This is a genomic window from Luteimicrobium xylanilyticum (assembly GCF_009429125.1).
Classification (GTDB): Bacteria; Actinomycetota; Actinomycetes; order Actinomycetales; family Cellulomonadaceae; genus Luteimicrobium; species Luteimicrobium xylanilyticum.
In genome coordinates, this window is record NZ_CP045529.1 from 1,717,392 (window position 1) to 1,731,463 (window position 14,072).

Annotated in this window: 18 protein-coding genes; 16 read left to right on the plus strand and 2 right to left on the minus strand. The window is 74.2% G+C overall.

The genetic code is table 11. From position 1 onward, the window contains the following. Window positions 1–62 precede the first annotated feature (62 nt). From KDY119_RS07560 to KDY119_RS07585, 6 genes are all read left to right on the plus strand, one after another. Window positions 63–1,256, plus strand: a complete 1,194-nt coding sequence (locus tag KDY119_RS07560; RefSeq protein WP_153022699.1) for a histidinol-phosphate transaminase — start codon at window positions 63–65, stop codon at window positions 1,254–1,256. Then, entirely contained in the window at window positions 1,253–1,915 is a 663-nt protein-coding gene (gene hisB / locus KDY119_RS07565) for an imidazoleglycerol-phosphate dehydratase HisB (protein ID WP_153022144.1), read from the plus strand. Before KDY119_RS07560 ends, hisB begins: the two co-directional genes overlap by 4 nt. Then, complete coding sequence (locus tag KDY119_RS07570) at window positions 1,912–2,403, plus strand: hypothetical protein (protein WP_051136626.1); 492 nt, start codon at window positions 1,912–1,914, stop codon at window positions 2,401–2,403. The genes hisB and KDY119_RS07570 overlap by 4 nt, the downstream gene beginning before the upstream one ends. Then, window positions 2,400–3,071, plus strand: a complete 672-nt coding sequence (gene hisH, locus KDY119_RS07575; protein ID WP_036951285.1) for an imidazole glycerol phosphate synthase subunit HisH — start codon at window positions 2,400–2,402, stop codon at window positions 3,069–3,071. The genes KDY119_RS07570 and hisH overlap by 4 nt, the downstream gene beginning before the upstream one ends. A gap of 95 nt (window positions 3,072–3,166) precedes the next feature. Next, window positions 3,167–3,898: a bifunctional 1-(5-phosphoribosyl)-5-((5-phosphoribosylamino)methylideneamino)imidazole-4-carboxamide isomerase/phosphoribosylanthranilate isomerase PriA gene (gene priA, locus KDY119_RS07580; RefSeq protein ID WP_153022145.1), complete on the plus strand. Its 732-nt coding sequence runs from the start codon at window positions 3,167–3,169 to the stop codon at window positions 3,896–3,898. Next, a complete protein-coding gene (locus tag KDY119_RS07585; RefSeq protein ID WP_153022146.1) occupies window positions 3,895–4,626 on the plus strand; it encodes an SseB family protein in 732 nt (243 codons plus the stop codon). The genes priA and KDY119_RS07585 overlap by 4 nt, the downstream gene beginning before the upstream one ends. Before the next feature lie 19 nt (window positions 4,627–4,645). Here KDY119_RS07585 and KDY119_RS07590 read toward each other — a convergent pair whose 3' ends face one another. Together KDY119_RS07590 and KDY119_RS07595 are read right to left on the minus strand one after the other, a co-directional pair. Further along, a complete protein-coding gene (locus KDY119_RS07590) occupies window positions 4,646–5,341 on the minus strand; it encodes a spore germination protein GerW family protein (RefSeq protein ID WP_153022147.1) in 696 nt (231 codons plus the stop codon). Between the two features lie 238 nt (window positions 5,342–5,579). Beyond that, entirely contained in the window at window positions 5,580–5,942 is a 363-nt protein-coding gene (locus tag KDY119_RS07595; RefSeq protein WP_036951276.1) for a DUF1844 domain-containing protein, read from the minus strand. A 294-nt stretch (window positions 5,943–6,236) separates the two neighbouring features. On the opposite strand from KDY119_RS07595, the gene infC reads away from it, so the two are divergent. The 10 genes from infC (at window position 6,237) to thpR (ending at window position 14,037) form a co-directional block, all read left to right on the plus strand. After that, window positions 6,237–7,274, plus strand: a complete 1,038-nt coding sequence (gene infC / locus KDY119_RS19355) for a translation initiation factor IF-3 (RefSeq protein WP_322619644.1) — start codon at window positions 6,237–6,239, stop codon at window positions 7,272–7,274. A gap of 85 nt (window positions 7,275–7,359) precedes the next feature. Continuing rightward, window positions 7,360–7,554 carry a 50S ribosomal protein L35 gene (gene rpmI / locus KDY119_RS07605; protein ID WP_036951275.1) on the plus strand — a complete coding sequence of 65 codons (195 nt, stop codon included), beginning with the start codon at window positions 7,360–7,362 and terminating at the stop codon, window positions 7,552–7,554. A 90-nt stretch (window positions 7,555–7,644) separates the two neighbouring features. Beyond that, the gene (gene rplT / locus KDY119_RS07610) at window positions 7,645–8,031 is read left to right on the plus strand and encodes a 50S ribosomal protein L20 (protein ID WP_036951273.1); all 387 of its coding nucleotides are present in this window, start codon (window positions 7,645–7,647) and stop codon (window positions 8,029–8,031) included. A 74-nt stretch (window positions 8,032–8,105) separates the two neighbouring features. After that, a complete protein-coding gene (locus KDY119_RS07615) occupies window positions 8,106–8,975 on the plus strand; it encodes a TrmH family RNA methyltransferase (protein WP_036952461.1) in 870 nt (289 codons plus the stop codon). Window positions 8,976–8,992: 17 nt separating this feature from the next. Next, window positions 8,993–9,529: an RrF2 family transcriptional regulator gene (locus KDY119_RS07620; protein ID WP_051136624.1), complete on the plus strand. Its 537-nt coding sequence runs from the start codon at window positions 8,993–8,995 to the stop codon at window positions 9,527–9,529. A gap of 128 nt (window positions 9,530–9,657) precedes the next feature. Beyond that, window positions 9,658–10,668, plus strand: coding sequence for an extracellular solute-binding protein (locus KDY119_RS07625; protein WP_036951271.1), 1,011 nt, complete (start codon window positions 9,658–9,660; stop codon window positions 10,666–10,668). After that, window positions 10,665–11,567, plus strand: a complete 903-nt coding sequence (locus KDY119_RS07630) for an ABC transporter permease (RefSeq protein ID WP_227994564.1) — start codon at window positions 10,665–10,667, stop codon at window positions 11,565–11,567. The genes KDY119_RS07625 and KDY119_RS07630 overlap by 4 nt, the downstream gene beginning before the upstream one ends. Continuing rightward, window positions 11,560–12,399, plus strand: a complete 840-nt coding sequence (locus KDY119_RS07635) for a sulfate ABC transporter permease subunit (protein ID WP_036951267.1) — start codon at window positions 11,560–11,562, stop codon at window positions 12,397–12,399. The genes KDY119_RS07630 and KDY119_RS07635 overlap by 8 nt, the downstream gene beginning before the upstream one ends. Next, window positions 12,396–13,454, plus strand: a complete 1,059-nt coding sequence (locus tag KDY119_RS07640; protein WP_083890906.1) for a sulfate/molybdate ABC transporter ATP-binding protein — start codon at window positions 12,396–12,398, stop codon at window positions 13,452–13,454. The genes KDY119_RS07635 and KDY119_RS07640 overlap by 4 nt, the downstream gene beginning before the upstream one ends. After that, a complete protein-coding gene (gene thpR / locus KDY119_RS07645) occupies window positions 13,423–14,037 on the plus strand; it encodes an RNA 2',3'-cyclic phosphodiesterase (protein ID WP_036951265.1) in 615 nt (204 codons plus the stop codon). The genes KDY119_RS07640 and thpR overlap by 32 nt, the downstream gene beginning before the upstream one ends. The last annotated feature ends 35 nt before the right edge of the window (window positions 14,038–14,072 follow it).

Below are 14,072 nucleotides of genomic sequence, written 5' to 3' on the forward strand. Positions count from 1 at the left end.
GGTGCCCCGGGGGTCCTCCGTAGACTGGCCTCGTGACTCCTACGCTGCCTGCGCCGTCGTCCGTGCCGTCCGCCCCGGGCGCGCGGCGCCACGACGCGACGCGCGACGCGGGCGGCGGGCGGCTGCCCCTGCGTGCCGACCTCGCGGACGAGGTGCCGTACGGCGCTCCGCAGCTCGACGTGCCGGTGCTGCTCAACGTGAACGAGAACCCGTACCCGCCGTCGGACGCCGTGGTCGCGAGCGTCGCGCGGCGGGTCACCGAGGCGGCGCACGGGCTCAACCGCTACCCCGACCGCGAGTTCCTGGATCTGCGCGCGGATCTGGCCGACTACTTGGCCGTCGAGTCCGGGGTCCGGCTCGAGCCCGAGCAGCTCTGGGCCGCGAACGGCTCCAACGAGGTCATGCTCCAGCTCCTCCAGGCCTTCGGCGGCCCGGGCCGCTCCGTCCTGTCGTTCGCGCCCACGTACTCGATGTACCCCGAGTACGCGCGCGACGCGATGACCGGCTGGGTCGCGGGCCGGCGCGAGGAGGACTTCACGCTCGACCCGGTCTACGCGGCGGAGACGATCGCGGAGGTCCGGCCCGCCGTGATCCTGCTCGCGAGCCCCAACAACCCGACCGGCACGGCGCTGCCGCTCGCCACGGTCGAGGCCGTGCTCGACGCCGCCGCCCGCGTCGAGGTCGACGGCGCGCGGGGCGCGTCGCCCGTGGTGGTCGTCGACGAGGCCTACGGCGAGTTCCGGCGCCGCGGCGTGCCGAGCGCGCTCGAGCTGCTGGCCGACCGACCGAACCTCGCGGTCGCCCGCACCATGTCGAAGGCGTTCGGGATGGCCGGCGCGCGCGTCGGGTACCTGGCGGCGTCGCGGGAGCTGGTCGACGCGCTGCGCGTCGTGCGGCTGCCGTACCACCTGTCGGCGGTGACCCAGGCGGTCGCGCGCGCGGCGCTCGAGCACTCCGACGAGCTCATGGCCCAGATCGGGTCGCTGCGGGCCGAGCGTGACGCGACCGCCGCGTGGCTGCGCGGACGTCTCCTCGACGGTCGTCCGCTCGACGTCGCCGACTCCGACTCGAACTTCGTGCTGTTCGGGCGCTTCGCCGACCGCCACGCCGTCTGGCAGGGGATGCTCGACGAGGGCGTGCTGATCCGCGAGGTCGGGCCCGAGGGATGGCTGCGGGTGTCGGTCGGCACGCCGCAGGAGATGGAGACGTTCAAGGCCGCCCTCGTGCGGGTGGCCGGACTGGAGGAGGCACGATGAGCGCACCGACCACGGACGCGGCCGGGACGGTGCCCGGCGCGCCGCAGCCGGGCGGGCCGGGGCACCGCGCCGCGCGCGTCGAGCGTGCGACGAGCGAGTCGAGCGTCGTCGTCGAGCTCGACCTCGACGGGACGGGCCGGACGGACGTCTCGACGAGCGTCCCGTTCTTCGACCACATGCTCACGGCGCTCGGCAAGCACGCGCTCTTCGACCTCACGGTGCGTTCCACGGGCGACACCCACATCGACGTGCACCACACGGTCGAGGACACGGCGATCGTGCTCGGGGAGGCGCTGCGCCAGGCGCTCGGGGACAAGCGCGGCATCGCGCGCTTCGGCGACGCGACCGTCCCCCTCGACGAGGCGCTCGCGCTCGCGGTCGTGGACGTGTCGGGCCGGCCCTACCTCGTGCACTCCGGCGAGCCGGAGGGCCAGGAGTACCACCTGATCGGCGGGCACTTCACCGGCTCCCTGACCCGGCACGTCCTCGAGTCGCTCGCGTACCACGCCGGCATCTGCGTGCACGTGCGCGTGCTGGCGGGCCGCGACCCCCACCACATCGTGGAGGCGCAGTTCAAGGCGCTCGCCCGTGCGTTGCGGGCCGCGGTCGCTCTCGACCCCCGCGTCGAGGGCGTCCCGTCGACGAAGGGTGCGCTGTGAGCGCGGAGAGCGTCCCCGAACCCGCCGCGGAGTCCGCCGCCCAGCCGGTGCGCGCCGTCGTCGTCACCCAGCTCGGCGCCGCGGAGCCCGTGGCCGCGATCTGCGCGATCGCCGGTCTCCCCGTCGACGCCGTGCTGTCGGGCGTCGGGGTACTGGTCTGGTGCCGTGACACGTCCGTCGACGGCCCCGAGCAGGTGGCCGCGACGATCACGCGCGCCACGCCCGGGCTCCCGGCCGTGCTGCTCGTGCACCGCGACGGCCAGATCGCCGCCCACACGTGGCGCGACGGCGCGGTCGGGGACGAGCTCGCCGCGGGTCTCGCGCTCGACGGCGCCCCCGAGGGGCTCACCAACCTGCTGCTCGGCACCGAGACCGTCGACGACTTCCCGGACGTGGTCACGAGCGTCGGGGTCGGCCGGCTCAAGGCCATGCGGATGATGACCAAGGCCGGGCGCGCCGCGCGCCGCGACCGGAAGAAGGCCGAATGAGCGGCCCGAACGAGCGCCCGAGCGTCGTCGTCCTCGACTACGGCTTCGGCAACGTCCGTTCGGCCGTGCGCGCGCTCGAGCGCGTGGGCGCTGACGTCGAGCTGACCGACGACCGTGCGCGTGCGCAGGAGGCGGACGGGCTCGTCGTGCCCGGTGTCGGCGCGTTCGCCGCCTGCATGGCGGGGCTGCGTGCGGTGCGCGGCGACGAGGTCGTCGGACGACGGCTCGCGGGCGGCCGGCCCGTGCTCGGGATCTGCGTGGGCATGCAGATCCTGTTCGAGGCGGGCGACGAGCACGGCGTCGTGACCGAGGGCATGGGGGAGTGGCCCGGGACCGTCCGGCGCCTCGACGCCCCCGTCGTCCCGCACATGGGCTGGGCGAACGTCGAGGCCGCAGAGGGCTCGCGGCTCTTCTCCGGCGTCGAGCGCGAACGCTTCTACTTCGTGCACTCGTACGCCGCGCACGAGTTCCCGCTCGAGGCCGACATCCCCGAGGACTCGCCGTTCGCGCGCAGCACGATCCGGCCGCTCGTCACCTGGGCCACGCACGGCGACCGGTTCGTGGCGGCCGTCGAGAACGGTCCGCTCGCCGCGACGCAGTTCCACCCGGAGAAGTCCGGCGACGCCGGCGCGCACCTGCTCGAGAACTGGGTCGCGACCCTGCGTTGACGGGCGTCGCCCCGTCCCTCGCTCGTGCCCTCCGACCGATCCCCCCGAAGCACCCCGACCGGTCCGCCGGTCCCGAAACCCCTGGAGCACCCTCGATGACCGATCGCCTCGTGCTGCTGCCCGCCGTCGACGTCGCGGACGGCCAGGCCGTGCGCCTCGTCCAGGGCGCGGCCGGCTCGGAGACGTCGTACGGCGACCCGTTGACCGCCGCGCTCGACTGGCAGACCGGCGGCGCCGAGTGGGTCCATCTCGTGGACCTCGACGCCGCGTTCGGCCGGGGCTCGAACGCCGAGCTCCTCGCCGAGGTCGTCGGGCGCCTCGACGTCCAGGTCGAGCTCTCGGGCGGCATCCGCGACGACGCGAGCCTCGAGCGCGCGCTCGCGACCGGCTGCCGTCGCGTCAACCTCGGGACTGCGGCCCTCGAGAACCCCGAGTGGACCGCGCGCGTCATCGCCGAGCACGGCGACCGCGTGGCCGTCGGCCTCGACGTGCGCGGGACCACGCTCGCCGCCCGCGGCTGGACGCAGGAGGGCGGGGACCTGTGGGAGGTCCTCGACCGGCTCGAGGCGGCAGGCTGCTCGCGGTACGTCGTGACCGACGTGACCAAGGACGGGACGTTGCGCGGCCCGAACCTCGACCTGCTGCGCGACGTCGCGGCCCGCACGGCGTCGCCGGTCGTCGCGTCGGGCGGCATCTCGAGCCTCGCGGACCTCGAGGCGCTGCGCTCGCTCGTCCCCGCCGGGGTCGAGGGTGCGATCGTCGGCAAGGCCCTCTATGCGGGCGCCTTCACGCTGCCCCAGGCGCTCGACGTCGCGGGCCGCCCGTGAGCGCCGCGGGGCGGGCGCTCCCGCCGTCGTCCGGGTTCGCGGGCGACGACGGCTCCGCCGACCCCGAGCTGGCCCGCCTCCTCGCGGGCCACGTCGCGGGCCGGGAGTCCCTGCGCGACGTCGTCGCGCGTCTGGCCGCGACCCGGGTGCTCGTGCCGGTGCTGGCCGAGCTCGGCGAGCTCGGCGAGACCGAGGACGGCCTCCACGTCGACAAGGAGGCGTCCGCCGGGGTGGTGGCGCTCGAGGCTCCCGACGGCCGTCGCGCGCTTCCCGTCTTCACATCGGTGGCGGCGATGACGTCGTGGCGCCCCGACGCGCGCCCCGTGCCCGTCGAGGCGCCGCGGGCCGCGCTCTCCGCCGTCAGCGAGGACTGGTCGCTGCTCGTCGTCGACCCGGCGGGGCCGGCGACGGTCCTGGTCCCGCGGCCGGCGGTGTGGGCGCTCGCGCAGGGCAAGCCCTGGAGACCGGCCGTCGAGGACGGCGTCGTCGACGCGGAGGTCGTCCAGGCGGTGACGTCCGCTGTGGCGCCTCTCCAGCACGTGGCGAGCGTCGACGCCGTGCCCGGCCGGACGGCCGAGGTCGCGGTCGTGCTGCGCCTCGACCCGGGCCTGGACCGTGCCGGTCTCGACGCCGTGCTGGCCGCGGTCAACGCGCGGCTCGGTGCGAGCGAGGTCGTCGGCGAGCGCGTCGACTCGCTCGAGCTGCGGATCGGCGCGGCGCGCGGCTGAACGCGCTGCGCTCGCGGCCTCAGCGTCGACGGCGCCCGATCGCCCAGGCGAGCGCGACCGCGGCGACGGCAGCGACCGCCTGGCCGCCGACGATCGTCCGGTTGAGGTCGAAGACCGGGATCCAACGGGTGGACCCGTTCTCCACGACCACGACGCCGACGGGCTTGACGCGGACGCCGTAGGCGCCCCCGCCGGCCCCGCCCTCACCACGGGCGTCGCCTCGTGCCTCACCGGTGGCCTCGCCTCGCGCCTCGGCCTGCAGGTCGCCCTTCGCCTCGGCGTGGGCGTCACCGTTCGCGCCGCTCTCGTTGCCGGGGCGGACGTCGCCCGTGCCCAGCGCCTCGGGGGCGTCCACCGACTCGCTGGCCGGGTCCTCGGTGGGCGCGTCCTCGGCTGAGCCGATCCGTCGGCTCGCCGCCACGGAGCCGTGGCGAAGGAACGAGAAGCTGCCGCGCCCCGAGCCTCGCCCGGTCCCGTCCCCGGACCCGTGGCCCGTGCCGTGCCCGGAGCCGTTGCCGCTCGCCGCACCGGAGCCGTTGCCGGCACCGCCGCCCGCGCCGGTGCCGGCCGCGCCCAGGACGCGTGCCACGGGGATGACGAGCGTCCCCTGGTGCTCGTAGGCCTGGCCGAACACGCGTCCGACCGTGAAGGCGTCGTCGGCGGCCTGCGTGAGGCGGCCGAGATCAGGGGTCCATTCGCGCTCGTCATCGCTCATGGCGCCCACGCTACGAGCAGCCGGGCGCAGCGGCGCGCCGACGCGCGCGGCGACCGCCCACCTCGAGTCTGAGAGGGCGTCGTGGGGAGGCCCGGAAGCGACGCCCACGTCTCGACGGGGGTCGGCTCGTGCTGGACGGAGGGCTCCGGCGGCATGCTCGTGCCCGTGCGCTGCTCGCACGGCCACGCGTATGGCGGGTCCGTCTCGACCCCGCCCGAGATCGTCCGGGTCGGGCGGCTCAGACCACCGAGCCCGTGAACTTCTCGCCCGGGCCCTCGCCCGGCGCGTCCGGGTAGACCGACGCCTCGCGGAACGCGAGCTGGAGCGAGCGGAGGCCGTCGCGCAGCGAGCGGGCGTGCTGGTTGCCGACGTCGGGAGCGCTCGCGGTCACGAGCGCGGCGAGCGCGTTGATGAGCTTGCGGGCCTCGTCGAGGTCGAGGTGCTCCTGCGCGTCGGCGTCCTCCGCGAGGCCGCACTTCACGGCGGCGGCGCTCATGAGGTGGACGGCCGCGGTGGTGATGACCTCGACGGCGTTGACGTCGGCGATGTCGCGGGTGGCCTGCGCGACGTCGTCGGCTGGGCGCGGGGAGTCGGTGCTCATGGCACCATCGTCCCACCCGGGAGGCGGGCGTCCGACGACGCAGCCCGGGGCTCGGCCGGGCGTCCGGACCCTCCTCGTCCTCTGGTAGACTCGATGGCTGACCGACTCGTGCGCGGCTCCGGCAACGGATCCGAGGTGCGAGTGCGCAAGTGGATTCGTCCCACCCGGGTCTCGACCGACGGCTTCGGCCGCGACGGAGGCCGGGTCAGTCGCCGGGCAGCTTCCTCGAGGAGCGGCCCGGTTCCGTGCTGCGGCCCCCGTCGGGAGCCGGCGGCTCGGCGACGGCTCCCACCTGTGTCCAGGTTCGGGGGCCTTTCCCGTTCCTGGGGGTCGGCCATCACGACTGCCAAGGAGCCAGACATCAGCGAGCCTCGCATCAACGATCGGATCCGTGTCCCCGAGGTCCGACTCATCGGTCCCGACGGGGAGCAGGTCGGAGTCGTCCGCACCGAGGTTGCCCTGCGTCTTGCGCAGGACGCCGATCTCGACCTGGTCGAGGTCGCCCCCGACGCCCGCCCGCCCGTGTGCAAGCTCATGGACTTCGGCAAGTTCAAGTACGAAGCCGACATGAAGGCGCGCGAGGCCCGGCGCAACCAGGCGAACACGGTCCTCAAGGAGATCCGGTTCCGCCTGAAGATCGACCCGCACGACTACGAGACGAAGAAGGGCCATGTCGTCCGCTTCCTCTCGGCCGGCGACAAGGTCAAGGTCATGATCATGTTCCGCGGTCGCGAGCAGTCGCGCCCGGAGATGGGCATGCGCCTCCTCCAGCGTCTCGCGCAGGACGTCGCGGACCTGGGCTTCGTCGAGAGCTCGCCCAAGCAGGACGGGCGCAACATGACGATGGTGCTCGGCCCGGTCAAGAAGAAGGCCGACGCCAAGACGGAGCAGCGTCGCCGCTCGACCGAGATCGACGCGGGTCGTATGACGAAGTCCGAGCGCAAGGCTGCCGAGCGTGCGACCGACGCGACGGACCAGGAGGTCGTGGACGAGGCGCCGAACGAGCCCGTCGCGCCTGCCGCTGCCGCTCCTGTCGCGGAGTCCGCGGCCGTCGAGCCGACCTCCGAGCCGGTCGCGCCCGTCGCAGCCGAGCCGGCCGTCGCCGAGCCCGCTGCCGCGAAGCCCGCTGCTGCCGCGAAGCCTGCCGCTGCTGCGAAGCCCGCTGCTGCTGCGAAGCCCGCCGCGACGACCCCGAAGCCCGCGACACCCAAGCCCACGGCCACACCGAAGCCCGCCGCCCCGGCTCCCCGGCCGAGCGCGCCGCGCGCGGCGGCGCCCAAGCCCACGCCGCGCCCCGGCGCACGTCCGGGCGGCGGAGCAGCCAAGGGCTGAACCCATGACATGGGTCGCGTTCGCGCGGCCCGCACCCGTCGGGCACCGTCCGGTGCCCGGCCAGACCCGAGGAGAGACGGCAGCCATGCCGAAGAACAAGACGCACTCCGGCGCGAAGAAGCGGTTCCGCAGCACCGGGAGCGGCAAGCTCATGCGCGAGCAGACCAACGCCCGGCACTACCTCGAGCACAAGTCGAGCCGCCGCACCCGCCGTCTGGCGCAGGACCAGGTCGTCGCCCCCGCCGACGCCAAGAAGATCAAGAAGCTGCTCGGCAAGTGAGTCCCGGGCCGGCGTGACCCGCCGGCCGGAGCTCGAGCCCCGCCGGGCTCGACCCTCACACCCTGAGCCCCGAACCCCAAGGAGCATCACGTGGCACGCGTGAAGCGGGCGGTCAACGCCCAGAAGAAGCGCCGTACGACCCTCGAGCGCGCCAGCGGCTACCGCGGCCAGCGCTCGCGTCTGTACCGCAAGGCCAAGGAGCAGGTCACCCACTCGCTCGTCTACTCCTACCGCGACCGCAAGGCGCGCAAGGGTGACTTCCGCAAGCTGTGGATCCAGCGCATCAACGCTGCGTCCCGCGCCCAGGGCCTGACCTACAACCGCCTCATCCAGGGCCTCAAGGCCGCTGGTGTCGAGGTGGACCGCCGCGTGCTCGCGGACCTGGCCGTCAACGACGTCGCGACGTTCAACGCTCTCGTCCAGGTCGCCAAGGACGCCCTGCCGGCGGACGTCAACGCGCCCAAGGCTGCGGCCTGACCCGCGGACCTCAGGGGCGCGCGCCGGGCGCGCGCCCCGCGGACGCCCGGTCGGCGTCCGTCCCTGCCCCCGCGCTGCGCAACCCGCGCAGCGACCGGGTGCGGCAGGTGCGGGCGCTGGCCGGGCGTTCCGTGCGTTCGCGCACGGGGCGGTTCCTCGTCGAGGGCCCGCAGGCCGTGCGTGAGGCGGTCAGGTTCGCGCCGGAGCGCGTCGTCGACCTCTACCTCACGGATGCCGCCGCCGAGCGTTACCCCGAGATCGTCGACGCGGCCCGCGGAGCGGGCCTGTGGCTGCACGAGACCGCCGATGACGTCCTGGCCGCGATGAGCGCGGACGCCCAGGGTGTTCTCGCCGTCGCGCAGACCTGGCAGTCGTCGCTCGACGACGTGCTGCGCGGCGCGGTGGGCCAGGCGCCTCACGGACGTGCGGCGTCCACGCCGCGGCTCGTCGCACTGCTCTCGTCGGTCCGCGACCCCGGCAACGCCGGCACCGTGATCCGCGCCGCCGACGCCGCGGGGGCGGACGCCGTCGTGCTGACGGAGGGTTCGGTCGAGCCGTTCAACCCCAAGGTCGTCCGGTCCACGGCGGGTTCCCTGTTCCACCTGCCGGTGGTCACGGGTGTCCCGGTGGACGAGGCCGTCGCGGCGCTGCGCCGGGCGGGCCTCACGGTGCTGGCCGCCGACGGCGGCGGCGACCACGACCTCGACGACCTCGCGGACCGTGCCGTCGGGATCGGGGGACAGCTCGCCCCCGCCGACGGGGGCACCGACCTGCGCGCGCCCACGGCCTGGCTGTTCGGCACCGAGGCGCAGGGGTTGTCGGACGCCGAGCTGTCGCTCGCCGACGCGAGCGTCCGGGTGCCGATCCGTGGGCACGCGGAGTCGCTCAACCTCGCGACGGCTGCGACCGTCTGCCTCTACGCGTCGAGCCGCGCCCAGCGCTGAGCCCGGATAATGGCGACGTGCGCATCTCCTCGAAGACCGACACGGCAGTCCGCGCCTGCGTAGAGCTCGCTGCGCGGCACGAGGCGGGGACGCCGTACATCAAGGCGACGACGGTCGCCGAGGCGCAGGAGCTGTCGCTCTCGTTCGTCCTCGTGCTCCTCAACGAGCTCAAGCAGGCAGGCCTGGTCGAGAGCCGTCGCGGGTCCGACGGCGGGTACCGGCTGGCCGCCTCGCCGGACCGGATCGTGGTGGCGGACGTCGTCCGCGCGATCGACGGTCCGCTCGCGAACGTCGCGGGCAGCCACGTGGAGGACGTCGCCTACGGGGGAGCGGCGGGTTCCGTGCGCGACCTGTGGGTCGCGCTGCGGGCGTCGATACGGACGGTCCTGGACGAGGTGACCCTGCACGACCTCGCGGCGGGGACGATGCCGCCGGACGTCGCCGCGCTGATCGACGACGAGGATGCCTGGCGGACCCGCCCGAACGGTCGCCGGGTCGGGGCGGGGATCGGCCGCACGCCGCCGCGTCCCAGCGTCCCTGGAGAGGCTTCGTAACGTTCCCCAGATCGTGAGACAAACGTCCGCCTGCTGGACTCATTCTTGATCGAAGCGGTCAAGAACGGTTGAGTGGGGGCACCCCGGCGCCGCCGGGGCGATCCCCCGAGTCCGAAGGACGAACTTCCATGAGCCGCACGCCTCTGCGCCCCGCTGCCCGAGCCGCCGTCGTCGCCACGACGGCCGCCCTCGCACTGGGACTCGCCGCGTGCTCGGGGTCGAGCTCGGCGGCCGACAAGGTCGCCGTCGTCGGGTACTCCGTGCCGCAGCCCGCCTACGACGCCCTCGAAGCCGCGTTCCAGAAGACCGACGCGGGCAAGGGCGTCACCTTCACCTCGTCGTTCGGCGCGAGCGGCTCGCAGTCGAAGGCCGTCGCCGCCGGGCAGAAGGCCGACTACGTCGCCTTCTCGGTCGGGCCTGACGTCCAGAACCTCGTGCCCGCCAAGGTCGACGCGGGCTGGAGCTCGGACGCCACGCAGGGCAACGTCTCCGACTCCGTGGTCGTGATCGTGACCCGCAAGGGCAATCCGCTGCACATCACCGGCTGGGACGACATCGTCGAACCCGGCGTGAAGATCGTCACCGCCGACCCGGCGTCCTCCGGCTCGGCCAAGTGGAACCTCCTCGCGGCCTACGAGCACGAGCTCGCCATGGGCGGGACCGAGGCCGACGCCAAGGCCTACCTGACGAAGTTCTTCGCCAACACCGTCTCGCGCGCGTCGAGCGGCGCGGTCGCACTGACCCAGTTCCTCGGCGGGACCGGCGACGTGCTCATCTCGTACGAGAACGAGGCCATCGCCGCTCGCCAGGCCGGCAACGACGTCGACTACGTCGTCCCCGACGACACCTTCCTCATCGAGAACCCGGCGGCCGTCACCAAGACGGCGCCCAAGGCCGCCAAGGACTTCCTCGCGTTCGTGAAGTCCGACGCCGGCCAGAAGATCTTCGCGAGCAAGGGCTTCCGGCCGGTCTCCACGAGCGTCGACGCCGGCACGGTCCAGGGAGCCAACGACCCCGCGCACCCGTTCCCCAAGGTCGCGAAGCTGACGACCATCGCCGACCTGGGCGGCTGGGACGCGGTGAACAAGAAGTTCTTCGGCGACAGCGGCCTCGTGACCGCGATCGAGGGCGACTCGTGACGGTCGTCGCCCCGGCGCCGCAAGGGCCGGCAGTCGTCTCCACCGAGACGACGGCCGGCCCCCGGCCGCGCCCCGAGCGCGAGCGGCGCGGGCTGCGCGTGCTCCGGCCGGCGTCAGCGGCCGGTCTCGGGCTCGTCACGCTGTGGCTCAGCCTCGTCGTCCTGATCCCGCTCGCCGCCGTCGTGGTGACGGGAGCGCAGGGCGGCTGGTCGGCGTTCGCCGACGCGGTCACGACGCCCGTCGCGCTCTCCGCGCTGGCGCTCTCCGCGGGCTTGGCGCTCGCGGTGGCCGTCGTCAACGGCGTCGTCGGCACGACGATCGCCTGGGTGCTCGTGCGAGACCCGTTCCGGGGCTCCCGGCTGCTCGACCACGTGATCGACGTCCCGTTCGCGCTCCCGACGATCGTCACGGGCGTCGTGATGATCGCCCTCTATGGTCCGGCGTCGCCCGTCGGGGTCGACCTGGTGGGGACCCGGGTAGGGCTGTTCGTCACCCTCCTGTTCGTGACCCTGCCGTTCACGGTCCGGACCGTCCAGCCGGTGCTCGAGGCGCTCGACCGTGACGCCGAGCAGGCCGCTGCGTCGCTCGGGGCGTCCGGTCCGACGGTGTTCCGTCGTGTCGTGCTCCCGGTGATCGTGCCCGCGATCGCGTCCGGGGCGTCGCTCGCCTTCGCCCGCGCGCTCGGCGAGTACGGCTCGCTCGTGCTCATCTCGAGCAACATCCCGAAGCAGACCCAGGTCGCCTCGGCCCTGATCTACGGCAAGCTCGAGGACGCCACGAACCCGGTGACCTCGACGCAGCAGGCTGCGTCGCTCGCGATCGTGCTGCTCGCGGTGAGCGTCCTCGTGTTGGTCGCGGTCGAGCTCCTCCACCGCAGGGGGGCGCGTCGTCATGGCTGAGACCACCACCGCCGCGCCCGTCGGCGAGCGCAGGACGGGGCGCCGGGTCGTCCGGACGCTCGTCGTCGCGTACGTGGGAGTGCTCGTCGTCCTGCCGCTCGGCGTCCTCGTCTGGCGCACGTTCAAGCCCGGTCTCGGCGCGTTCGTCACGGCCGTCACGGACCCGCTGGCGGTCCACGCGTTCCGCATGACAGGGGAGGTGGCGCTCGTCTCGGTGGCGCTCACGACGGTCTTCGGGACGGTCGCCGCCTTCCTCATCACGCGTTCAGGGCTCCCGGGCATGCGCATCCTCGACGCGCTCCTCGGCCTCCCGGTGTCGGTCTCGCCGATCGTCGTCGGGCTCGCGCTGATCCTCGTCTACGGGAGCACCGGCTGGTTCGGGCCGGCGCTCGAGTCGCTCGGGCTCCAGGTGATCCTGTCCGTGCCCGGCATGGTGCTCGCGACGATGTTCGTCTCGATGCCGCTCGTGACCCGCGCCGTCGCCCCCGTGCTGGTCGCTCGGGGGACGGACCAGGAGCAGGCCGCCGAGTCGCTCGGCGCGAGCGCCCCGGTGCGGTTCTGGCGGATCACCCTTCCCGGGATCCGTACGGCGCTCGTGACGGGCGTCGTGCTCGCCCTCGCGCGCAGCATCGGCGAGTACGGAGCGGTCCTCGTGGTCTCGGGGAACGTCCAGGGCCAGACCGAGACCGCGACGCTCCGCGTCGACACGCTCTACCAGACCCTCCTGCAGCCCGACGCGGCGTATGCCGTGACCTTCGTCCTCGTGGCCGTCGCGATCCTCACCATCGTCGCGACGAGCCTGCTCCGCCGCTCCCAGGGAGGAACCCGATGAGCATCCAGGTCCGCGGGCTGACCAAGCGCTTCGGCTCGTTCGTCGCGCTCGACGACGTCGACCTCACCGTCCGTTCCGGCACGCTCACCGCGCTGCTCGGCCCCTCCGGCGGTGGCAAGACGACGCTGCTGCGCGTCGTCGCCGGCCTCGAGCAGGCCGACGCCGGGACGGTCGTGATCGACGACCGGGACGCGACCCGGGTGCCCGCGAGGCGGCGTGACGTCGGCTTCGTCTTCCAGCACTACGCCCCGTTCGGCCACCTGAGCGTCGCGCGGAACGTCGCGTTCGGCCTCGAGATCCGCAAGCGGCCCAAGGCCGAGATCGCGGCGCGCGTCGACGAGCTGCTCCACCTCGTGCACCTCGAGGCGTTCGCCGACCGGCTGCCGTCCGAGCTGTCGGGCGGCCAGCGTCAACGCATGGCGCTCGCCCGGGCGCTCGCCGTCGAGCCGAAGGTGCTGCTGCTCGACGAGCCGTTCGGCGCCCTCGACGCGACCGTCCGCAAGGAGCTGCGGCAGTGGCTGCGGCGCCTGCACGACGAGGTCCACGTCACGACCGTGTTCGTGACGCACGACCAGGCGGAGGCGCTCGAGGTCGCGGACGAGATCGTCGTCGTCAACGGGGGACGGGTCGAGCAGGTCGGCACGCCGGACGAGATCTACGACCGTCCCGCGAACGAGTTCGTCATGCGGTTCCTCGGCCCGACGACGGCGCTCGGCGGGGGCCTGGTCCGCCCCCACGACGTCGAGGTGCTGGGCTCCGCGGAGCCGGGCGCCGTCGAGGCGGAGGTCGGGTCGCTGCGCCGGGTGGGCTTCGAGGCCCGGCTCGTCGCACACGTCCCCGGCTCTGGCGACGTCGACGTTCTCGGCTCCCGTTCGGACCCGGCACTGCGCGACCTGCGTCCCGGCGACCGGGTGTGGCTGCGCGCCGTCGGGCCCGTGGTGGATCCGTCGCCGCCGGTACCGGACGCCGAGGGGTCGGAAGCTGCCGCACCGGGCGAGCCGGTCGGCGTGGCAGCATCGTCGCGTGCGCCTGTTCGCGGCGGTGTTCCCGCCTGACCCGGTCCTCGACCACCTCGCCCTCGCGCTCGACGCGGTGGGGGCGGGGCGCACCCTGCCCGACGCTCCCGACGGCCGCCGCGGGTCGCCCCGCTGGGTGCCGCGCGACGCGCAGCACCTGACGCTCGCGTTCTACGCGGACGTCCCCGAGGGCGCGATCCCGGAGCTGTCGGAGGCGCTGCGGGACGTCGCGCGCGCAGCCGCGCCGTTCGAGCTGCGGCTCCGCGGCGCGGGCTCGTTCGCGGGCCGGGTGCTGTGGGTCGGCGTCGACGGCGCCACGGACGCGCTCCGTGAGCTGGCCGAGGGTGCCCTTGCGGCGAGCGTCCGCGAGGTGCCCGACGACGTCCGCCCGCACCGCGCCCACCTCACCGTGGCCCGGGCCCGATGGGGCAGGAGCAAGGTCAGCCGGTCGCGCGACGCCTACCGCTCTCAGCTCGATCCTGCGGCCCGGGCGCTCGCGGTCTACGCCGGCCCGGCGTGGACGGTCGACGGGTTCTCGCTCGTCGAGTCGCGCCCGGGTGAGGGGCCGCAGGGCGGCCCGCTGTACCGCGAGCTGGAGCGCTGGGCGTTCGCCCCCTCCTGACGCGCGCGCCGAGTACGAGGGTTTCCGCCGAGTAC